This window comes from Blautia sp. HCP3S3_C12, from assembly GCF_052064155.1.
GTDB lineage: Bacteria > Bacillota > Clostridia > Lachnospirales > Lachnospiraceae > Blautia_A.
Genome location: NZ_JBQHWC010000001.1, coordinates 276,620 through 296,778, shown reverse-complemented (window position 1 = coordinate 296,778; position 20,159 = coordinate 276,620). Strand labels below are relative to the sequence as shown.

At 41.2% G+C, this 20,159-nt stretch carries 32 protein-coding genes and 2 tRNA genes; 3 read left to right on the top strand and 31 right to left on the bottom strand.

What is annotated here, in order from left to right; all coding sequences use genetic code 11:
• Positions 1–16: 16 nt before the first annotated feature.
• The 30 genes from ACTNDS_RS01500 to ACTNDS_RS01355 all read right to left on the bottom strand — a co-directional run bounded on the left by ACTNDS_RS01500 (position 17) and on the right by ACTNDS_RS01355 (position 17,794).
• Positions 17–1,078: a phage tail sheath C-terminal domain-containing protein gene (locus ACTNDS_RS01500; RefSeq protein ID WP_441032858.1), complete on the bottom strand. Its 1,062-nt coding sequence runs from the start codon at positions 1,076–1,078 to the stop codon at positions 17–19.
• On the bottom strand, positions 1,078–1,524 hold the full coding sequence (locus ACTNDS_RS01495; RefSeq protein ID WP_441032855.1) for a phage tail terminator family protein: 447 nt from the start codon (positions 1,522–1,524) through the stop codon (positions 1,078–1,080). Before ACTNDS_RS01495 ends, ACTNDS_RS01500 begins: the two co-directional genes overlap by 1 nt.
• Entirely contained in the window at positions 1,514–1,990 is a 477-nt protein-coding gene (locus tag ACTNDS_RS01490; protein ID WP_441032852.1) for an HK97 gp10 family phage protein, read from the bottom strand. Before ACTNDS_RS01490 ends, ACTNDS_RS01495 begins: the two co-directional genes overlap by 11 nt.
• The gene (locus tag ACTNDS_RS01485; protein ID WP_441032850.1) at positions 1,971–2,315 is read right to left on the bottom strand and encodes a phage head closure protein; all 345 of its coding nucleotides are present in this window, start codon (positions 2,313–2,315) and stop codon (positions 1,971–1,973) included. Before ACTNDS_RS01485 ends, ACTNDS_RS01490 begins: the two co-directional genes overlap by 20 nt.
• A 9-nt stretch (positions 2,316–2,324) precedes the next feature.
• Positions 2,325–2,621 (bottom strand): head-tail connector protein, encoded by a 297-nt coding sequence (locus ACTNDS_RS01480; protein ID WP_441032847.1) that lies wholly within the window; start codon positions 2,619–2,621, stop codon positions 2,325–2,327.
• Between the two features lie 28 nt (positions 2,622–2,649).
• Positions 2,650–3,768, bottom strand: coding sequence for a phage major capsid protein (locus tag ACTNDS_RS01475; RefSeq protein ID WP_441033141.1), 1,119 nt, complete (start codon positions 3,766–3,768; stop codon positions 2,650–2,652).
• A 149-nt stretch (positions 3,769–3,917) separates the two neighbouring features.
• Complete coding sequence (locus ACTNDS_RS01470; protein WP_441033139.1) at positions 3,918–4,436, bottom strand: HK97 family phage prohead protease; 519 nt, start codon at positions 4,434–4,436, stop codon at positions 3,918–3,920.
• A gap of 11 nt (positions 4,437–4,447) precedes the next feature.
• Complete coding sequence (locus ACTNDS_RS01465) at positions 4,448–5,659, bottom strand: phage portal protein (RefSeq protein WP_441032844.1); 1,212 nt, start codon at positions 5,657–5,659, stop codon at positions 4,448–4,450.
• A 13-nt stretch (positions 5,660–5,672) separates the two neighbouring features.
• Complete coding sequence (locus tag ACTNDS_RS01460; RefSeq protein WP_441032841.1) at positions 5,673–7,364, bottom strand: terminase TerL endonuclease subunit; 1,692 nt, start codon at positions 7,362–7,364, stop codon at positions 5,673–5,675.
• Complete coding sequence (locus ACTNDS_RS01455) at positions 7,361–7,873, bottom strand: hypothetical protein (RefSeq protein WP_441032838.1); 513 nt, start codon at positions 7,871–7,873, stop codon at positions 7,361–7,363. Before ACTNDS_RS01455 ends, ACTNDS_RS01460 begins: the two co-directional genes overlap by 4 nt.
• 152 nt (positions 7,874–8,025) lie before the next feature.
• The gene (locus tag ACTNDS_RS01450; RefSeq protein WP_441032835.1) at positions 8,026–8,409 is read right to left on the bottom strand and encodes an HNH endonuclease; all 384 of its coding nucleotides are present in this window, start codon (positions 8,407–8,409) and stop codon (positions 8,026–8,028) included.
• An 18-nt stretch (positions 8,410–8,427) separates the two neighbouring features.
• A tRNA-Arg gene (locus ACTNDS_RS01445) sits at positions 8,428–8,498 on the bottom strand.
• 66 nt (positions 8,499–8,564) lie between these two features.
• Positions 8,565–8,637: transfer RNA gene (locus ACTNDS_RS01440), tRNA-Ile, on the bottom strand.
• Positions 8,638–8,871: 234 nt separating this feature from the next.
• Positions 8,872–9,276 (bottom strand): type II toxin-antitoxin system HicB family antitoxin, encoded by a 405-nt coding sequence (locus ACTNDS_RS01435; protein ID WP_441032832.1) that lies wholly within the window; start codon positions 9,274–9,276, stop codon positions 8,872–8,874.
• 105 nt (positions 9,277–9,381) lie between these two features.
• Complete coding sequence (locus tag ACTNDS_RS01430) at positions 9,382–9,561, bottom strand: type II toxin-antitoxin system HicA family toxin (RefSeq protein ID WP_441032829.1); 180 nt, start codon at positions 9,559–9,561, stop codon at positions 9,382–9,384.
• Positions 9,562–9,871: 310 nt separating this feature from the next.
• On the bottom strand, positions 9,872–10,303 hold the full coding sequence (locus ACTNDS_RS01425; RefSeq protein WP_441032826.1) for a DUF1492 domain-containing protein: 432 nt from the start codon (positions 10,301–10,303) through the stop codon (positions 9,872–9,874).
• Positions 10,304–10,569: 266 nt separating this feature from the next.
• Positions 10,570–10,752 carry a hypothetical protein gene (locus ACTNDS_RS01420; protein WP_441032823.1) on the bottom strand — a complete coding sequence of 61 codons (183 nt, stop codon included), beginning with the start codon at positions 10,750–10,752 and terminating at the stop codon, positions 10,570–10,572.
• A gap of 2 nt (positions 10,753–10,754) precedes the next feature.
• Positions 10,755–11,003 (bottom strand): hypothetical protein, encoded by a 249-nt coding sequence (locus tag ACTNDS_RS01415; RefSeq protein WP_441032820.1) that lies wholly within the window; start codon positions 11,001–11,003, stop codon positions 10,755–10,757.
• 29 nt (positions 11,004–11,032) lie between these two features.
• Positions 11,033–11,161 carry a hypothetical protein gene (locus tag ACTNDS_RS01410; protein WP_441032817.1) on the bottom strand — a complete coding sequence of 43 codons (129 nt, stop codon included), beginning with the start codon at positions 11,159–11,161 and terminating at the stop codon, positions 11,033–11,035.
• Positions 11,136–11,513 carry a hypothetical protein gene (locus ACTNDS_RS01405; RefSeq protein WP_441032814.1) on the bottom strand — a complete coding sequence of 126 codons (378 nt, stop codon included), beginning with the start codon at positions 11,511–11,513 and terminating at the stop codon, positions 11,136–11,138. The genes ACTNDS_RS01410 and ACTNDS_RS01405 overlap by 26 nt, the downstream gene beginning before the upstream one ends.
• Positions 11,510–11,767 (bottom strand): hypothetical protein, encoded by a 258-nt coding sequence (locus ACTNDS_RS01400; protein ID WP_441032811.1) that lies wholly within the window; start codon positions 11,765–11,767, stop codon positions 11,510–11,512. The genes ACTNDS_RS01405 and ACTNDS_RS01400 overlap by 4 nt, the downstream gene beginning before the upstream one ends.
• On the bottom strand, positions 11,734–11,958 hold the full coding sequence (locus ACTNDS_RS01395; protein WP_441032808.1) for a hypothetical protein: 225 nt from the start codon (positions 11,956–11,958) through the stop codon (positions 11,734–11,736). Before ACTNDS_RS01395 ends, ACTNDS_RS01400 begins: the two co-directional genes overlap by 34 nt.
• Positions 11,959–12,036: 78 nt before the next feature.
• On the bottom strand, positions 12,037–13,395 hold the full coding sequence (locus ACTNDS_RS01390; RefSeq protein ID WP_441032805.1) for a hypothetical protein: 1,359 nt from the start codon (positions 13,393–13,395) through the stop codon (positions 12,037–12,039).
• A 10-nt stretch (positions 13,396–13,405) separates the two neighbouring features.
• Complete coding sequence (locus ACTNDS_RS01385) at positions 13,406–15,319, bottom strand: PcfJ domain-containing protein (protein ID WP_441032802.1); 1,914 nt, start codon at positions 15,317–15,319, stop codon at positions 13,406–13,408.
• Positions 15,316–15,810, bottom strand: a complete 495-nt coding sequence (locus ACTNDS_RS01380; RefSeq protein WP_441032799.1) for a hypothetical protein — start codon at positions 15,808–15,810, stop codon at positions 15,316–15,318. Before ACTNDS_RS01380 ends, ACTNDS_RS01385 begins: the two co-directional genes overlap by 4 nt.
• A 75-nt stretch (positions 15,811–15,885) precedes the next feature.
• Entirely contained in the window at positions 15,886–16,641 is a 756-nt protein-coding gene (locus tag ACTNDS_RS01375; protein WP_441032796.1) for a rolling circle replication-associated protein, read from the bottom strand.
• A gap of 206 nt (positions 16,642–16,847) precedes the next feature.
• Positions 16,848–17,057, bottom strand: coding sequence for a hypothetical protein (locus tag ACTNDS_RS01370; protein WP_441032793.1), 210 nt, complete (start codon positions 17,055–17,057; stop codon positions 16,848–16,850).
• A 13-nt stretch (positions 17,058–17,070) separates the two neighbouring features.
• A complete protein-coding gene (locus ACTNDS_RS01365; RefSeq protein ID WP_441032790.1) occupies positions 17,071–17,196 on the bottom strand; it encodes a hypothetical protein in 126 nt (41 codons plus the stop codon).
• Positions 17,197–17,212: 16 nt separating this feature from the next.
• Positions 17,213–17,605: a hypothetical protein gene (locus ACTNDS_RS01360; protein WP_227194621.1), complete on the bottom strand. Its 393-nt coding sequence runs from the start codon at positions 17,603–17,605 to the stop codon at positions 17,213–17,215.
• A gap of 33 nt (positions 17,606–17,638) precedes the next feature.
• A complete protein-coding gene (locus ACTNDS_RS01355; RefSeq protein WP_441032787.1) occupies positions 17,639–17,794 on the bottom strand; it encodes a hypothetical protein in 156 nt (51 codons plus the stop codon).
• A gap of 164 nt (positions 17,795–17,958) precedes the next feature.
• On the opposite strand from ACTNDS_RS01355, the gene ACTNDS_RS01350 reads away from it, so the two are divergent.
• Both ACTNDS_RS01350 and ACTNDS_RS01345 read left to right on the top strand, forming a co-directional pair.
• On the top strand, positions 17,959–18,297 hold the full coding sequence (locus ACTNDS_RS01350) for a hypothetical protein (protein ID WP_441032785.1): 339 nt from the start codon (positions 17,959–17,961) through the stop codon (positions 18,295–18,297).
• Between the two features lie 214 nt (positions 18,298–18,511).
• On the top strand, positions 18,512–19,048 hold the full coding sequence (locus ACTNDS_RS01345; RefSeq protein WP_441032782.1) for a hypothetical protein: 537 nt from the start codon (positions 18,512–18,514) through the stop codon (positions 19,046–19,048).
• 238 nt (positions 19,049–19,286) lie between these two features.
• Here ACTNDS_RS01345 and ACTNDS_RS01340 read toward each other — a convergent pair whose 3' ends face one another.
• A complete protein-coding gene (locus ACTNDS_RS01340; protein ID WP_441032779.1) occupies positions 19,287–19,517 on the bottom strand; it encodes a helix-turn-helix domain-containing protein in 231 nt (76 codons plus the stop codon).
• Positions 19,518–19,739: 222 nt separating this feature from the next.
• Here ACTNDS_RS01340 and ACTNDS_RS01335 point away from each other — a divergent pair, with 222 nt between their 5' ends.
• A complete protein-coding gene (locus ACTNDS_RS01335) occupies positions 19,740–20,159 on the top strand; it encodes a helix-turn-helix domain-containing protein (RefSeq protein ID WP_441032776.1) in 420 nt (139 codons plus the stop codon).

Sequence of the window (20,159 nt, the reverse complement as noted above, 5' to 3'; positions counted from 1 at the left end):
CCTTATTCATTCCTCCTTACACAGTGATGTTCAGATCAATGTCTTCCATTACGTCCACCAATGTAGCGGATGCTGCTAGGAAAACCTTTTCGTCTGTATACTGTTTCTTGATTTCTGCCTCACTCATTGCTTCTGCTTCATCTCTTGTTACACCCTTGTTTTTAATGATATATTCCTTGATTGCATCAACATCCAGGTCAATTGTGTAACCCTCAATAATTCCATTTCTCTCCATTTCTGCCAGATAGGAATTAATTGCTGAAATAAGTAGGCACTTATTTGCATATGTGTTCGGATATTTCCCGATATAATTGTCTTCTGACAAAAGAACAAGGTCATCGTGGATCATGTCCATACTTTCAACTACACGGATTTTTTTCCACGGGTTCCCTTTTCCTTTGCTAACTGTCTGTAAGGAATTGACTCCCCGTCCAACTTTTACTTTTTCGCCATCGTAATAAAGGACCAGTTTTCCAGCGTCAATTTCTGCGTCCAGTTCGGTTTTTTTCTTTTTCTCACACTCTGTTACATCATCGAGAATTGCGTATGTTGCAGAACTCTTATTAGATGTACCGGCGAGCAGTCCTGCAATTCTTGAACAGAAGGATTCTGCTGTATACTCTTTCTCACCAACTTTTACGCTGGCTGTAGCATAATTTATAATTCCTTCATTATCTGCTTCTGTTTCCGGAAGCACTGCTTTAACCTTATTTCGCTCATCACGCTGATCTTTTACCCATGTCACAATGGTCTCTGTCTGCGTGTCCGTCTTTGCTGTCGGACAGCACAGCCAGGCAACCTTTTTGACTGCGAAATAATTCAGCGCCGCTTCGTAATTCTCAGCGTCGGAACTAAGAACATACAGTACGATTTTAGCAGGTGCTGTATCGTTCCCAACCAGGGCGAGTTTCACTTGCTCTTTATTTGCATCGCTCAGTTCTTCCGGAATATCTTTTTCTTTGTAAATCATAGCCGGATTTGTTGCCGGCACTTTCGCATCTTTTACAATCATTCCCACTACACCGCGTTCAGATCTTCTGATTGTGTTTCTTGCGGCTGCAGTAAAAATAATATTCATTACTGGTAATCCCCTTGTTTTACCTCCTGTGATAATTTCAATTCTTCCATCAACTTGCTACTATCCGTTCTTGGAATTACATCCCAGAACTCCACATCAAACTGGCAGACTGGAATGTTTGCGTTTTCGCCCTGAAAGTTTAGATCCATGTTGCTTGTGTTTAGACTCCTTCTGCCAATCGTCAGCTTCTGCCCGAACATTTCTTCCATGGCCACAAAAAAATCCATTCCGTCTGCTTCATTTCTGTGTTTTTGAATAAAATCAATCTCCACTTCAACATTCTTGTGGAATGCGTTCTTTGTGGATTCAGAAAACGTCTGTGTTATATACACAAAGAAAGAAGGCCGTGTATAGCCTTCTACTGTGTCTGCTCCGTATATCTTCATATCCGGAAATCTTTCTTTCAAAGCGGAATTGACCGCTTTTTTTATTTCTTTAAGAGTCAAGTCCCGCCTCCCTCAAGATTTCTTCCAGAAGTTCCTGTCCGAGTAGCTCTGCGTGTTCTGCACGCTGTGCCATATATTTTGCCACAGTCTTTTTTCCCCTAACTTCTCCAACCTGCCTCAATCCCTTTGTTTTGTCTTTACTTTTATGAGTTATCATGGCATGTCCTTCTTCGTAGAGATGGTAATGCGGAGCTACTGTCGTAACTGCAACTGTAACTTTGTTTCCTGATCGTATTACCTTTCCCTGTCTGAAGCTCTTTTCCAGAGGCTTTGGTTTCTTTTCACTTTTCGGACTTATATAATGATGCCCTTTTGCCTCAGAATTAACTCTGCCCTTTAAGTCTTTTGCTATACTTTTGGATTCTTTTTTGAGGACAGTTTCTGAAGACGCCGGGAACTGCCGAGCTGCTGCTTCGAGTGCTCTTTCCAACTCTGAAACGTCATATTCAAAGCTGATACTCTGCATTCTCGAACACCTCCTCACACTGAATTTCCAGCAGCTCCCTGGCATCATTTACATCCAGCGGAGGACCGGCAATCGCATATGTATGTCCTTTATGCAGGATCCTCATATCTGTTGTTATGTCTTCCCTGTATCTGACATATATACGATGCGTAACCTCTGGCTTTAGTTTCCCCATGAAGTTATATTCTGAAGATTTATATGGCTTTACAGTTCCCCAGACAGTTTTGTAATTCTTCCACTCTGATTTATCCTGTCCCATATCGTCTTCTTTTGCTTCAAGGCGTTGAAAAATAATGCGTCTGTTCAGTTTTCCTGTATAAATCATCTGATCACCTCACAAGAAGTTTACGCAATACATTCCCAGGATAGTCTCTGCCGTTTTGTTCATGATATTTTTATCTACCTGCAGCTGCCGGTTATCGTACATGTCAGCAATCAGCATGAAGACTGCGATCGTAATATCCTCATGCTGATCCAGCTGTTCCTCTGTAAGTCCTGTATATCCTTTGCAGTATTCTATAGCTGCTTTTTTCATGGCCAGTATTTCTTTGTTATCAGATTCCTCCATATTTTCCGGATCTTCTCGGATATGCTGCCATATATCTGCAGTGGTCATTTCACTAATCTTCATATTCTAACCTCATTTGCGCCGGCGCAATTCACGCAGATGCCATAGTTAATTTTGCAATCTTCTGTGCATCCTCTACCTTTGTATCAATTTCCATCCAGGCTACTACGCCAACCGCATGCTGTGTTGCGTATTTTTCCCTCAGTACTTCGATATTTGCATCTTCCGCTACTTTTACCGCTAATCCGGAGAAATCGCCGTAATAAACAGTGACAGCCTCTGCTTCCATCTTCGGCATTGCATCAGAGCAGTATACGTCTTTTCCCAGAAGAGTGTATCCCCATCTGGCTGAAACATCTCTGTTCAAAAGATAATTTCCGTCGTTATCTTTTAATTTTCTGATCGCTGTTCTGGTTGCTTTGTTCATAATCCAGACAGCTCCGGACTGATAAGTATCCGGAATGGACTCCTGTACATCGATCAGTTCATCAGCTGTGACTTTTGCTGCTGCCGCCGCTGTAGTGCCACGAGTAACTTTTGTGAGTCCTTCTGCTTTTCCAGATGTTCCGATCAGGCATTCATGTTCGATAAATACGGAAATCGCTTTCGCCATGTACTGAATAATTTTATTTAATACATCGAATCCGCCGTTGTTGATCAATTTCTTTGAAATTACAGTAAGTGCTCCTGCAAGGAAACCGCTCAGAGAAATGCTCTTGAATGTTCCGGATGTGCTTGTAAGTTCTGTAAACTCATCTGCGTATGCCATCTTAATAGAACTGGTGTCTTCATCATAAAATGGAATACTGATGGTTCCTCCGATGTTATATCTATCTGCCATACTGTAAATCGGGCAGATTTCTACTACTTTTTCAATGATCTTGTTTACGATTGAAGACGGGATCACCGCACCATTGTCTGTATAGGTAAGGTTTGTAGCTCTCTCATTGGTAATCGTACCTCTTATATAATCTACAAATGCTCTCTCTTCTACGGTCAGGGTGTCGCCTTTCTCCTTACCTTCCTTCTTCGGATTTCCAAGATTTCTGGCTCTTTCTTTTGCTTCGATTGTCTTGTCAATGGCATTGATTTCTTTTTCAATCTCATCAAAACGAGTCTGTTCTGTTTCTTCGAAGGCTCTCTGTTCTTCCTGTGCTTTGTTCAGGATTCCTTCCATCTCTTCCACGAGAGCAGTTCTTTTTTCCTCCAGGCTTTTTAATTCCTCTGCTCTTATCTGCAGATATCTTCTGGCAGCTACTCTGAATGCTTTTTTATTTGTGATTTTTCTTTTATGACTCTTCCTTATTTATTTCCTCCTAATCGTCTGATTGTCTCTTCATACTTTGAGTAATCAATTTTTTATTCCGGTTTATTTGAGACTACCCTAGTTTCCAAAGTTCTTACTTCCAGAACTTCATTTCCGTCTGCACGCATCTCTATTGATGTGCTTGCATAACATGGGACTTTTCGGTTGTCAATGATCGACACCTCTTTCAAATCCATGTCTTCCACAAATCTGCGTTTCAGGCCGGAATCTGTATCCTCTTCTTTGGCTGCTCTCTCAATAAATCCAAAGGACCAGCCTCTGAGCTCACCTTTTTTCGCTTTTTCGATCACTTCTGCATCTGTGATTTCCGCAATCGCCCGAAGTCCAATATTATCTTCAAACAGCTGAAGGTTTGTTTTGGTACTTCCAAGTTCCCTACTATAATCATGGTTTAACAGGATCTTGATCTCATCAGCACGTGAGATCGCCCTTTCAAAAGCTCCCGGGACGATCTGCTCAATGAACTGTGTCCCGCTTCTGTCCCGGATGGGTCTGCTGTCTCTTGCAACCGCGTTTACATATCCATCAATTGTGACAGACTGTTCTCTGATCTCGATTCTCCTTACTCATCGCCTCCCTCTTTTAATCTTTCCAAGTCTAATGTTTTGCTTGTATTAAGCACGATCACTTTGTTACTCTCCGGATCATATAATCCATCCTGAAGCCCTAATTTAATGAATTTCATTCCCAGTGGTGGCATATTTTCCTTCTTTCTGACCTCATCTGTCTGAAGGAATCCTTTTTCTATTCCGATGCTGTATGCGCTGTATCGTTTGTCGATGTCGCCTTTAATCAGTTCAGATATATCAAAATCAAAGAAATATGTCTGTTTTTCCGATTCAAGCAACATTGCTCTGTTTAACGCAGTCCGAAATTCTGCCAGCAGGTTTGATAATTCATATTTTATGAAATTCTTTTCATCCTGTTCACCGGCATTTCCATTCAAAAGTGATGGTGGAATCCCCATGACCTTGCAGATCTCATCACCGTTTGTCTTTTTATTCTCATTCAACTGCATTTCTACAGATGTGTTGGATGCTTCCTGGAAGTCAAGTCCTTCATTTAAAATTACAACACTCTCCGTGTTGTTTGAATACAGATTTCTCCAGGCTTCTTTCAGAGCATCAATCGCTGCCTGTGACAATTTTCGCGGAGATTTTATGAAACCTTTCTTATTTCCGCCTGTTGATACAAGGGTTTCCTCAAACTTCAGTGAATTATATGCTACTCTTAAAAGTCCCTCATTCTCTTCTATGATGCTCTTTCCTTTCGCCCCGTCCTCTGTATTTCTGAGAAGTCGTATGAACTGATAAGGTTTATAGGTGTTTCCCTGCACCAGGATATCGTAATCTTTAAAGATCACATCCGGATTCTCGTTGAAGCTTATGTTCTTTTCCGATACATACCTGAGAGAACGTATTTCATTTTTGACTTTATCTATAAAAATATAGCCGCCCCGTCCAAGAAAATAATCCAAAATAACTGCCCGTTTCATCTGATAGGCATCCAGTGTATCCCCTGTTTCGGAATTCAGCAGAACTATTCTGTTATCATCCAGGACTTCTGTTATCCGGTTCGTTTCCCGTTTGTACATCCTGATCGGAACTGCTGCCACCGTCCCTGCGATTTTATTTAAGCATCCCGCCAAAGATGGGATATTCACAGCTCTCTCCCGTCCAACAGACTCTCCTGACAGCCACGCTCTCAAAATCGCCGCGTCCACTTCTGGCTCCTGTGCCGGATCTGCTCTCTTTTTTCGTTTCCAAATTCCCATTTTTCTGGTCCTCCTATGCTGTTTGTGCAACAAAACTGTCGTCATTAAGTAAATACTGCTGTAAGAGGTACATTGCATTGATCAAAGCAACTACCTCATCCACTTTTCCTGTTGATTTCTTTTTGTTAACATATTTATTCAGGTTTGTATCTTCTGTACATCTTGCATTCTGGAAATTAATCTCCAGAAGCCTGTTTTCTTCGTACCTGAAGTGTTGCTGTAAGATTACCTCTTTCAGCCATTTTGTCGGCTGGTGTAGGACTGAGCTGTGCTGTTTGATTTCTACACACTCCAGACCTTCTGCTTCCATCTTCTGTACGCTGGATATCGCATTGTATCGGTCATATCCAACTTGTTCCACAGTCACACCGTATCTTTCTTTCAGTGCATGTATCACGTAATCTTCTACAACGCTGTAATCAATCACTTCTTCCCCGCATGAGATACACTCGCCTTTATTGATCAGCCTCTGGTAATCCACATGTTCCTTCTGTGTCTTTATAGCAGTTTTATCTGTTGGGATAAATCCCATTACCTTTGCGTAAACGAATCCGTCTTCTTCTGTCACCATCGCTACTGCAGTATTGTCATCCGTCTGTGAAAGATCCACGCCCACCCATACCCGGCGGCCAATCCACCACTGTGAATCCAATTCCGTTTTACACAATTTTACTTTCTGGATATCAATGTATCCTTCAACTCCAAGTCCTTTGTAAAGGATATTGTTGTGTTTGCAGAGATAGTTTTCCCTTTTATTCTCATAGAGTATTGCCAGGGTACGTTTCTTTTTTATCTCATCAAAGATATATTTGTGGGATACTGCTACCGGATTGCTCTGATATATGGCTCTGTCGTCTTTCTGCCAGACTTCTCCCTGTTTCAGATCGTCGTCAGGCTCGTAAAGCAACGCAAAATACCTCCGGTCATCAAGCAGACCGTCCAGGGTCTTTTTCGCAATGTCTATTTCATCGATCATCACATTGTTATCATTCGGATATTGTGTACTGATAATAATCCCAAGTTTGTTAAACAGTGTGATCTGTGATGATCTCATCGCTTCTACGGGATAATCGTCCAATGCCCCTGCTTCATCCGCGAGATAAGCATTTGCCAGTTTTCCATCCATGCCGTCCTGACTATATGCGAGCGGTGTGTATTCATTTTCGTTAAGCAGACATATAATCTGGCTTCTGAGAATCTTAAACGCCGGTTCGTCTTCATCGTACAATGCCGGAGAAACTTTTATGATCTTGCGGATCGCGTTCTTCAGCTCCGATGACAACTGTAAATCCGGTGCAACAGAAAAGAACCGGGAAAAATCTGGTTCCGTAAGCATCAGTAGAATGAATATCACTGCTGAATTGAAGGTTTTGAAGTTTTTTCGTGCTATCTCAAGCAGAATCGTCACATAAAACCGGCTCTTCTGTTCTGAATTTTTGCAATATGTACACAGACCAGCCACGATCATAAGCCATGCGTAATCTTCCAAGCCGTCATAAATACTGCATCTAAGATCCGGGTGGACCATTAATTTTAACAATTTGCATACTTTCTCGTACTCCTCTTCATCTACATAAGCATCTGCATCGTATCCGTCTGCAATATACAGCCAGCTCTCAGCCTGTTTTTTCACATATTCAGGGACTTTTCTCTCCTGCTCTGTCACACACCACAGGGCGTACTTATACGCTTTTCCATCTTTCATTTACTTAACGCTTCTTTCAATGGATTCACCTTCTTTTCCGGTTTCTTCGGAACAGATCTGAGAGATGCGGCAATCGTCATGATATTTTCTTTTTCGATGTCTGACAGCATTTTTCTTTTGGACTGAACCTGGCGATCCAGAGAGACCAGATTCTTCTGCATGGATGCTTCAATGCCGTAATATTCTCTCGGAGTCATTTCCTCATTGATGAGGAGATCTTCTTTTGCTTCCTGAAATTCGCATAACTGCTGATAGAAACGTTCTCTTTTTTCTTCAAATTCTTTTGTTTCTGCATACAGAACACAGTATCTGTTGATCACTGCACCGTACATATCATCAAACTTGTCAATTTTTTGCAGCAGCTTTTTTAGGCGAAGAAATTCTTTGTGTGCTGTTTCATTATCCTTTACTTCCTGGCGTTCTTTCAGAGTAATGCCTGTAAGCAATGCTTTTTCTCCCTGTTCCCGCTGGCGGAGTTCTTTCTTTGTCCGATGGGATTTCTTTTCCATTCGGATAATATTCGCAGTCTTTGGTGGTGTTGGCCTTTTCTCTCCTCCTTCCTGTAAAAGTAAAAAGCTGATGTGGGAATTTATTATGAATCGATGGGCATATGTGGTCGTGAGACTTCTGCGTTTTTTCATTTTCACAGACCGGGGGGGAATTATTTGAGGTCCTCCTGCCGCCTTGCAAGCTCCATCAGCTCCATCCGTGGTATCTTCCCAGCTTCTGCCATCTCATGATGCCTGCTACACAAAGAGATAAGATTGCAGTTGTCTAATCTTTTGTCCCAGTCTTCTGATACCGGAACAATGTGGTGCACTTCTATCTCCCTATTATTATACTGCCGTGTAGTTCCATATAATTTTCTTATACAGATCTGGCACAGATAGTTATCACGTGTCCTGATATCCAAGCTCTTTCTCTTCCATGCTTCTGTGCTCCTGAAACTATTCTGCTTTGTTCGTGTCTTTCTGCGTACAGGTTTCTTGATGCACTGATATTTACTGTCATGAATCTTTCCACAATACTTACAGCTTCTTAACATTTCGTATCCTTTCGTAAATAGCGGGAGATGGATTCGAACCATCGTTCCAGGCTAAGGAGACCTGTAAGTTACCATTACTTTATCCCGCGGTATTTTTGTATATTAAAAGAGAGCCTGTTTCCAAGCTCTCTTGTTAATTAATATTTCTGTTTTCATGGACATTCTGGGGTTCGAACCCAAGACAGACCGGTTATGAGCCGGTTGCTCTAACCACTGAGCTAAATGTCCTTAAAATTTAATTTTCACGTTGCAAGCTACTGCTAGATGCTCTTGCCGAACCTCACCGCCTCTCATTCTGTGTGTTAGTTAGTGGAATTTAGGGATTTAATCCCAAAAATGGCCAATATAAACCGATTGTGCTAACTATTGCTATAAAAAAAGAAAAGAGTCCTGAATCGTAGAACTCTTTTCTTTTATTTAAATTTTAATATTAATAGTTTCCTTGCTTTATCTCCTCTTATCCTAATTACATTTTTGTACTTTTGTAAGAATCGCTTCCTGCAATATTTGAGAAAAGTTCATTTGTCTTTTTTCAGCAAAAGTATTCAACCAAGCTGGAATAGTGACATTCTTCCGGACAGCTTTTTCTCCATATTTGTCAGCATATTTGTCGATATCTAACAATACAATATTTACTCTTCCCCCCTCTCTTGGTTTCACATCAGCATAATCAGATGGCTCCGGTACCGTATTGCCTTCTTCTAACTCTTCAAGTACCCAGCCACTTGCAGCATCTGTTGCCATTTCAAATGCTTCTTCAAGATCTTTTCCTTCCGTAACACATCCTGGTAAATCTGGAAATTCCACAGTATAACCACCACTACCATCAGAAAACGGATAAAAGACTGCTGGATAAATCAGTTTCATTGTAGTTTCCTCCTTAATTTTCCTCCATATACTTTTTCCTAAAACATGATTAAAATACAATTAGATAGAATATTGTTAAGATATATTATAAGTTTGGGCTGGAATTTATATTCCAGCCTGTCGCATAATAGATTTTGCAGTATCGATATTTATATCGCCACCGTGTTCAGGTATCGTCACTTTACCCGGCTTGCTTGGATGTTTGTACTGATGATGTGAACCCTTTTGGCCAACTTGACGCCAACCATCCGCAAGCAATATTTTTTCGATTTCTCGAAACTTCATCTCAACGGTACTCCTTTCTTTTTCTTTTCAATCGTGTTTCTTTATGCGCTCATTATAATGCATACTATGCGCATTGTCAACAGTTTTTTTGCGCATTATGCGCATTATAAAAAGGAGATAGTAGTAGAGAACATCAGGATTCGAACCTGTGGCTTCATGGCTTGCGCTCACTCCCTCTCGGTGAGATGTTCTGGTGATCTGCCAGGTGGCACTGGCAGTCATCTAAGGGAAGGAGAACTCTGAATGATCTTTTCCATCTGAGTTCATTGTAATAATATCATAAATAGAGCGTGTACTTCTATGTACTCTTTTATATTTTAAAATTCATCAGTGCTCTTCCATGGATTTTATGTATCCACTTCCAACTGTAATTCATTTTCACAGCCACTTCTTCCCATTTCATTCCAAGTATGTATCTCAGTCTCAACACTTCCTGCTCATCCTCATTCTCCATCTGGCTGATCTGCCTCTCAATCTTCTGGTAGCATCTCACTTTTTCCAAGCGTTCCTCTTTCAGAAGGTCTATCTGTTCATCCAGAATAGCTGCGTAATCAGACAGATCTGAATGACTGCTGCCGTGTGGCATTCCATCATTGACTACCGATGGAAACATCTTATCCAGTCTCAACCTCTGGATTTCATCCAGGATATCCTGCTCTCTTTTTATTGCCCGCCGGTAGGATTTCAAGTATTCTTTCTTTTGTTCGTTTTCTTCCTGAATTGTAATCTCTGCTGTTTCCATCGGTATCGCTCCCCTTTCACAAATTCTTCAAATCTGTATCACATATCGCTCACATTTTCTGGGTATATTATTACCTGTACAGAGCAAAGAGTAATTGCAAATAAAACTTTTTTCTTTTTCATACTTTTAGCCGGGAGCTGTTGATAGTTCCCGGTCTCCTTCTTTTTATGGCTCTTTTTGACATATGTGCCAGTAGTGGCAGAATAGACAACAAAATCTGCATTTCTTTCCTCTGGCTTCAAAGAGCCAATGTCTTAGACGTTTTCTCATCTGTTCCATTCCCTTCCAGATCCTAAATCTTTTATTCTAGTTATCTTTAATCCCATGCGATATGCCATTGCTCTGAGTATGCAATAGTCTTTATATGTATGCTGTGGCATTCGATCTGCTGCCTGAATTGCTTTGCTGGCTGTCGGATCTGGATAGCCTTCTTTGTTTTTTCCTGTCATTCTTATGTCCTCCCGCATAATTTTAGAAACCAGTTTCTCCGCATTTCCCATTTGATCCATATTGGATCCTGTTTGGAAATAGCTGTATCTATTACTTCTATTGCATATCTATGTCCAATTGCATAATTCCCACAATAGGCTCCTGATACCGCACTTCTGGAACACTTTAGTCTTTCTGCTGCTTGTTTCAGTGTAACCGCCGATTCTATAATCTTTCCTGTCTTTATGTCTGTGATCTCATATAAATTCATTTCCTCTCCTCATAGAGTCTGCATTCCTTTCAGTTTGTTCTGGCTGTAACATATTTGCCTTTGATGATATGCATGTTCGGGCAGGTGGGGTGGGTGTATACTGCTACAGTTCCGATGTGTCCTGTACTATGTTTACATGTTTCTGCTCTTGTGCTCATTTTCATCCTCCAGATAATTCTTACCGAATAGTTTTACAAATTCTTCCCTGCTGCCACATTTCTTTTCAAAGGCCCTCTGGCCGATCCGCTGCAGGGTGCTTCGGACTTCTTTGCTTCGATGTACGGCTATCTCAGAGGATGTATGGCACTCTGGACAAAGGTATACTGTTAAACCATATTGCTCCGAGTATTTTCGGTTTGCACTGCCATAGATGTGATGGCGTTCCGTATAGCCTCGTTTCTGGCAGATGAAGCACTGACCTTTTATGTCTCTGTCTATGATGCTTTTATGGTGTTTCTTTCGTTTTTTTCTAATGGTTCCTTTGGGAAATAATAATCCTTCCTGATTCATACCCAGCATCCTTTCATTGACGGTACATCAAATTCTGTTCTCTGGAAGAATATCCCAATCCAGTATGTCTGAATATCTTTCTGTAATTCTTCCAGTGTATCTTTTACGATCACGGTATCCGTTGGTTTGGTTAATTCAAATATTCTGCCTACAGATTTTGTCGGATAATCTTCCGGGTGTTCAAATACTGCAATGATCGGGAATCTGATGTCCTCTAAATTTATCTCCTGTATCGATGTGACGATCTTATCCATTCATTTCTCCTTGAAATATTCCGGTTAAAGTCTTCTACCATTCTGGTAGCTTCCCGCTTCTTCATGGCTGCCAGTCCGCCCCAGGGCTTGCCGATAAAAACATGGTAGTCCAGGCTGGTGTAGATTAAACAGTCCGGAGGATTCCATCCCATGGTTTTTCGGAATCGTTTCTTTTTCTGTCTTTTATTCATTTCCTTTCACCTTTCCCCTTCCTGTGATCTGACAGGCTCACACAGGAAGGATGTATCTATGTGAATTTTAGGGCACCCTTAATCTTCCCAGGGTCTTCCGTTATGGTCTACTTTTCCGTTTAACCATTCATTCCAGAAGACAGGATCCAGAAGTGTGCTGTATGTCTTGTTTGCAAACTGCCGCATGGATTTCGCTATATACTCAGCTGTTCCGTAGGCCGTTAACGTATCTATATACTCTTTTCTGGTCTTAGGTATCACTTCCGGAATCTCCGAATTGGATTGCGCCGGCGCAATTTCCGGTACTTTCTCTGTTTTTTCTTCAGGTTTCGGCATATATTCCGGATGATTCATGATGTTGTCTTGTCCCGGAATCTGTGGTTCTTCTTCTGGAAGTGCTGTTTCTTGACTTTTTTCTATATTTTCCGGCTGAGATTCCGGTGTTTCAGAATAGGGCTCCGCTTTAGGATTTCCTGGTACGGAGTCCTCTTTTTCTGAAACTGCTGTTTTTTGATTTTCTTCATGGTTATCCGCAGTTTTTTCCACATTCTCCACCGATTCTGGCTGTTGCGCCGGCGCAATTTCCGGTTCAGGGCGAACATCATGTTTGGGTATCGGATTCGATACGGGTTTTGGTGTAAGTTTCGGAATCTCTTTTGGTGTTGGGTCATGTGTTTCCTCTGGGATCCCGAAGTAATTCTCGTATGTTTTCGCTCCTGCTGCCGCTTCCGCAAATATCTCCTGCGTATATGCAAAAAACTGGTCCCAAGAGATATTTCTCATCTCTCCATTGAATATCTTGACTGTGATATCTTCCTGATGGAACATCAAGAAGACTGTTCCTTTTCGATAACTCATACTGTCACCAGGGTTGATGATCTGCGCCATTTCCTTGATGTTTCCGGACTGATATGCCTCACTGCTGTACAGGGTATTGAGGATTCCTGTCTTTTCTCGAAAGAATTCCTGGATCGTGGCATGGAGCTTGTCCTCTGTACTCTGTGCAGATTTCCAGTCTAAGAGATTCATCGGATTACTTTCATTTTCTTTGTTGAAGTCTTTTAATTCGCGGATGTCCTCTCTTTTATCCTCCGGATGAAAGATCTGTTGGTCTTCTTCCGGAAGCTGGAGCATTTCTACCAGGTTATTGAATTTGAATTCCCTGTACTGTTCTTTAAGCTCCGGTGTATCTCCCGGAATGGAATATTTCTCATATACTTTCATGAAGCGGCTGACTCCTGATGGATTCATGCCATATTCTGTTCTGGCAAATTCTGAAATGGTATTGTAGCCATCGTGTTTGAAGGCTTGGGACTTATCAATCCTGGTCAGCTGCCATCCGATCCGCACAAAGCTCTTTACCATTCCTCCCAGTTCCTGTTTGATCTCGTTTTTACTCTGGATGTAATCATCCATACTTAACTGCACATATTCCATAGTGTCCTCCTTATGCTATGCCTGCTGCCGGTACCTGAATCTTTATCTTCTTTTTCCGGATACTCCGTTTATACCGGTTCAGGACATCATTGATGATCTCTTTATCTGGCTGTCTGTCATATTCTGAATAGAACTGGATGATATGGTCATTCTTTAAGCTGATTTCTATGGTGTAATAAGGCTTTTTCAGTTCTGATTTTCTTCTCAGGAACAGGATCCAGCTGGCGCCGTCCGCCATCTTTCTCATGTAAGTGTCACTGCTTCCCACGCAATGATGAAGTTTTCTTCCTTCATCCATCAGTTCTTTACATGCCCCTGCCGGTATGATCATGTATTCCCGGTCTTCCCAGAAGTAATCTTTCATGTCCGGAAGTCTTCTTTTTATCCGGTCATCCAGTTCCTTATATCCTTCCAGTCGTTTAACATCTTTTCTCTGATTTCTCACTTCTACTAGCTGATCATGTCTTGCCTTTAAATCCTTTGGAAATCTCACAATGTCATCAGTGGTATCATATCCCTCTTCTCTTGCCATACGCAGGTAGTCTCTCCATATGATTGCGGACTTTCCCGGAGCTATTTTCTGTTTCTTCAGATAGTTGACCATCCGGTTTACGCTTTCAAGTTCATCAAGGATATCCTGGCAGTCACTTATTTTTAAATTCTTCCCGGCAATCCATTCCAGACTTTCCTGTGTGATCCGGATGTCATTTTCCTGTTCGTACCTGAGCCATTCCAGGATGGCAGCTCCACCGTTTATCGTTTTCAGTCTGTTCAAGTGGTTTCCGTCCAGCATTAATGCCTCTCTGAGATTCTTTCCGCTTCTGTTGATCTCTACCCAGCGATCATTTACGATATCTGCCGCCAGTCTTGTCAGACCCGCTTTTGTCAGATATTCCAGATAAGAGTTGTTGTGGAAGGATATGATATATGTGTTTACGTTGAATTTCATGCCTGCATTTGCAAGGATATCCATTCCGCTGTGTTCCAGACCTCCGGCTTTTAGTACTTCCGGAAGCTTTCCGGGATACAGGTATGACGGAACGAATCTCTTTCCATGTGGTTTGTCCCAGAATTCCTGTGTGAACTCATCTGCTTCCGGAATCGTCCCGTACCATACTTTTCCCCAGGTTTCCCCCTGTGGGATAATGGCCCTGATTCTCTCAAACAGCTTTATTTCTTTCTTCCCTGCTGTCCATCTGCAGACTGCCCGGAACTGGCGCTCCACCCACTTTTTGTCATATTTCTGCAAGATGGTTACCGGGGCTTTGGCTGTCTTTTCCTCCTGTCTGCTGTTTGTCGTTACCGGTGCCTTGCATTTCGGGCATATGGTTTTTTCTCCATGCTTCCATCCGTGTTTTCTCCAGCCGGCATAACCGCAGGCGGTACAGCTGAATACAGTCCGTTTCTCTTCTTTCTTAAAAAACAGGATATTCCCCGGAAATATTTTATCTTCTACCCACCTCTCTGCTTCCTCCGGCACGCAGGGGACTTCTGTCATCATTTCATTGATTCTTTCCTGCTTCCGGATGTATGCCATGTCTCTTTTTGTTTCATTCACCGTTGTCTCGTAGCTGTTAATGTTGTAAGTTTCCAGAAAGTCATATACCCTCTCTTTATCTTCCTGTGTATCCCACTTCATATCCGGGGAACTATAGTAAAAATCGTTTTTCAAAGCTGATTGTCCCATGCAAAGTCTGAGTACATTTTCGAACTTGCAGGTTGTCCACGTTTCATTTATCCATGTACTGTGGTTTTCTTTATCTGCGAAATACCGGGCTTTCAGTTCTCCTTTTACAAACAGACTAATCTCTACCGCCCACTCTCCGTCCACTTCAAGAAGCTGGCTTGCAGCGATCACATTGTCAGAGTCTTTTACTTTCGGGGCTGCGCATGGGATGCAGCGCAATAATTTTGTCCGCTTCATGCCTTTACTCCTCCCATGTAGTAATCCCGGATCAGCTCCTTGGCTTTTGCCATACCAGGAATTCCAAATGTCACCTTGCTGGCACTGACTCCTGCTGCCTTTATAATTTCTTTATCTACTGTGATCTGGTTTTTAAAAGAATATTTCAGTAGAACCGCCATACATCCCTGCAGAGTCTTTCCTTTCTTGCGAACCTGGTGGGCGATCATCTCGTTCTCCATACATAGTCCCTTGATGTACTCTACCCAGTCCAGCATCAGTTCCTTAGGTTTTAATTTCATGCATTCCACATCAATCTTTCCAATAGCAGCAGATGTGGAATCGCAGAGGGATGGGATGACTTCTTCCAGATACATCTCTACATAATCATCCGGAATTCCGTTTTCCTTTGCCAGTTCTTTTAAGCTGTCCAGATCTCCTTCCTGCAGAAGATTGGCTGCCAGTTCATTGATCTCTGTGTATGAATTCATTTCTCCAAATTTATCAAACATTGTGTTCTCCTCTCCTTGTGTTTTTATCCCTGACAATAAGTGAAATATCTACTCTTGCCATTTTCTGGTCCATCTTCAAATCCTCCTGTCTATCTTTACAAGTGTGTAATGGCGGTACGCGTATCCTGTCACAGGATTGATTCCTTTTTTGATGGAATCCGGATCCACATAATAGCCTTTGGGGGCTTTGGGTTCTCTGACTACTCCATCTTTGTCTATCAGGGAACGTCTTTTTATTTCTTTTCTGGACGGTTCTCTGCGGATCAGGTTTCTGGACGGATGATATGCTTTTGCTTTTTCCGGTTCCCATTCCTGCAAAGGTGTTGCTATGTACTCTGCCAGATCTCCATTTTTCAAGTCGTATACCACTTTCATGTTCGGATTCCCATGTGTCCAGAGTTCCCTGACCATCTTTTCTGTTCGGGTCTCTGCATTTGATTTGGCATTTAAGAGGATGTGTATGTGGATTGCACCCCTCTTTCCTATCTGCGGTCTCCAGATATACTTTAAGATCCAACCATATTTCCGGTATCTGGTCTGAAGCCGCCTTATGAATTTCTGCATATGCTTTATCATCTCTTCCCAGCTTACCCTCTTGTCTTTCTGGTAGGTGAGTGTGATCCAGCTGTCTCCGGTTGTGAAATTCCACTTTACCAGCCTCCTAAGATCTCTCACCCTCTTCCACTGATTCTGCCTTATGATATCTTCCGGGGTGGGTTCCTTCTTCGGCTCCCTCTTCTGACCCCTTGCACCATATCTTCCTGTATGCTTTTCCTCTACCTCTAAGGTTTCCCCACAATCCCATGTATCTCTTATGTATCCACACTTCATATGTCACCCCGGTGTCGTAAGTTTAATACCCTCAATCAAGCCCTGAAGGGACTTCCCTGTCCCCTGAAAAGGTTAAAAATATAGCAGGCTTTCTCCTGCTTAAATCTTGACTTTTTGCCACCTGGATGTTATATTCTTTATAGGTTTAATATCCAAGTGGCGGAAAGTCACCCTGACTCATGTATTTGCGTTACATGAGTCTTTTTTTATTCTATGTGTTCAATCGGTCCGTATAGGCCCTCCATTTCTTTTGCTTTCCGGAGTGCTTCTTCCATAGTTCCTACGTAACTTGCAAGTGTCTTGTTTCTGAATCTTACGATTCGGATGGTTCGTTGCTGATCCGGAGGAACTTTTGTTGTTTCTTTGGCTTTTCTGGAAAGTCGTTCCACTTCCTTTATTCTTTCTTCTTCTGTCATTTTTTGTCTCCTCCTAAGCTCTCCTAAGCTGATCTACCGCCCAGCATGAAGACATTCCAAAAAGAATGTTTAACCATACCGGCATATCCACATATTTCCCTGCAAGGATGCAGAGGGCTATGATTATGTACTGTTTCATAATGCTTGTCCTTCCCCTATTCTTCACCCAAAATTTTTTCCAGTGCATTGGTTCGGTTCATATACGTTCTTCCGGTCGTACTTTTCTCTGCTTTCCTGACTGCGCCAAGAAGCCTCTCAAGCTCATTGATCGTTTTCTGATTCTGATCTGTCCACTGCACGATCGGGGTCATTATTCTTTGAATGTCTTTGGCTTCCCTGCGCCTCTTTCTGATTTCCCTCAGTGCAAGACCTTGTAAAACATAATCGTCTGGATAGTTGTCGTTGAGCTCAATGTTATGTAAGATATCCTGCGTCTTATTGTCCAGATCAGTTTCATTACTTGCTGCAATTCTATTTAATTCCTGGCATGATCTGCAGAATTTTAAAAATGCATTGATCTGGTTACTGAATCCATCTATTTTAACCACCTCCGTTTTAATGCTTGTCCTTCTTTCTCCGCCTTAACCGGCGGCTTTTCTTTCATAGTTCATGCTCAGAAGAAGTTCGTCCTGTCTCTGGATGAGCAGACATTTGATTTCTCCTTCTGACATATTACTGGCTTTATGCTGAATTCCATTAATGCGGATATTTCTTGTTACCAGTTTTAGTTCTGACATCTTCCTCACCTCTTCTTTATGGTATGGGAAATGATATGTATGGGTTACTGTTTATAAAAATTTAAGCAGTTTGTCGAACGACCTTTGTTGACTTCTCTTTGTTTCTCTCCTATTCTTGTATTACAGGGTACTAGCATACTAAAATTTATTGAAAGGAGATTGTTATGATTGACTCAGCTTCCTATTCTTTATTAAAAAAATTCCTTAAACACCAATGGTCACTGCGTGAAATATCCGCAAATCTTGATGCCGACCCTGCATTTGTTGCAGATTCGCTTTCTTATTTACTCGAAAAACGTTATATCCGTAAAACCCTTGGGCATCTTTCCGAAACAGATGTCTACTTAGATGACTGTTTTTGCATTACCCACTTCGGCCTAGTGGCTATTCACGAATATCAAAGATCGTCTTTGCATTTTATATTCAGTGAAATACGATCATGGATCGCTTTGTTAATTTCTTTTGCTGCTCTTATGATTAGCATCATTGCATTAGTGCGATAATGCTAAATATGATAGCAACTATGGAAAATACTATGGTTGCTATCTGTGCTGCTTCACGAAGTGCCCTACGAATCATTTCATCCTCTTCTTCCCATTGAGTTTTCCTTGTTCTCACCTCTTTCCAGATATCCATTCATTGACTTTTGTTTGTGCTTCTTCTATTCTGGTATTACAGGTACTGGCGTACCTGAATTTAATAGAATGGAGGCGTTTTATGTTTCAGCAAGAAAAAGAATATCTGGAGGATGCTTATTCTCATTACCAAAAAACCGGTGAGCGTTCCATGCAGTATAATTTTTCAGGGACTAACCGTGAAAAACAGCTCACTATCCGTTGCTTGGATGCACTACGTGATGATGGATATATTCTCTACGAATATCAGGCAACTGGCTTTTATGGGATCAGACTCACTCCTAAAGGTATTCATTTTGTAGAAAATGGTTATCAAGATGATATTCTTCCTACTGTTTCTGGAAGTAATAATATTTTCGTTACTGGTTCCGGAAATACAATATCCAATAACTACAACCAAATCATTGCAGATGTAGAAGCATCAGAACTTGACTCTGAGATAAAAGAATTATTAGAATCACTTTTATATGAGTTGAAAAATCCTGTTTTGTCTGAGAAGAAAAAAGAGTCAAAAATCAAGGATTTTCTATCAGAGGTTTCTTCTAATACTTTATCTGACACTGCTTCTTCAGTCTTATCTACTTTACTTATGTTCCTTTTTAAGAAGATAATTTTTTAATCTGATCAGCCAGTATTCTGATCTGTTTTTAAAGGTGCTGGCTGATATCTTATAAGTAATTGGCGTGCTGAAATTGCCATGATCGCTTTCCTCTTGCTTTGTGACATATACATGTCGTTTTCTAAATAACTGTTTTTGGATAGAAACAGAATATCTATTTCCGTTATCTGTGAACTGTATTTTGGTTTCTTCCACTTATCTCACCTCTTTCTGGATATCCAAATCATGTTTTTCTCCTCTATGCTGTCTCATTCTGGTCTGACAGAAACCCATCAATTCGGCTTGATGCCCAACATTCAAGCGGAATTCCTGTTGCTGATTCAATCTTAAGAAGTGTATGCAATGAAGGTTTAGAACCATCATCTTTCCAACGCCCCACCGTTCCATTTCCGATATTGCATTTTTTTTCAAATTCCTTAATTGAAATTTGTTCTTTTTCACAATAGCGAACTACTTTTTCGTAAAACAAAATAGACTCTCCTTTCTAAAAAATAATTTATGTTTTAGAGGAAAGTCTATTGACATTTATTAGAGAATAATCTAAAATAAGAATTGTCCAGAAACTTATTTTTAGGGAATCTCTCTTTTATGTTTTAGGCTTTCCCCTAAGCACATTTTTATTATATAGAGTATTCTCTAATTTGTCAACACTATTTTTAGGCTTTCACCTAAAAAAATATGGAGGTACTCTATGAACTGTGTGGAAAGAGTTAAACAGATATGCAAAGAGCGGAAAGTTCCCATTTCAAGATTAGAAAAAGATCTTGGCTTTTCAAACGGGTATATCGGACAACTGAAAAAGGGAACTCTCCCGAATGATAGGCTTATGAAAGTAGCTGATTATTTCGGCGTAACAATTGACTATCTAATGACAGGAGATGATTCATCCGAACAGAAAGGTTTAACAGCAAGGGATAATCGTGATATCGCAAAAGACTTGGATAACATCATGGAAAAACTGACATCCGGTGAAAACGGTCCTGCCAGTTATAATGGAGAAGAAATCAGCCCAGAGGCGGCAGAACTTTTTAAAGATGAACTGGAAATTGCGTTGAAACGATTAAAGCTTATCAACAAAGAAAAATACACACCAAAGAAATACAAAAAGTAG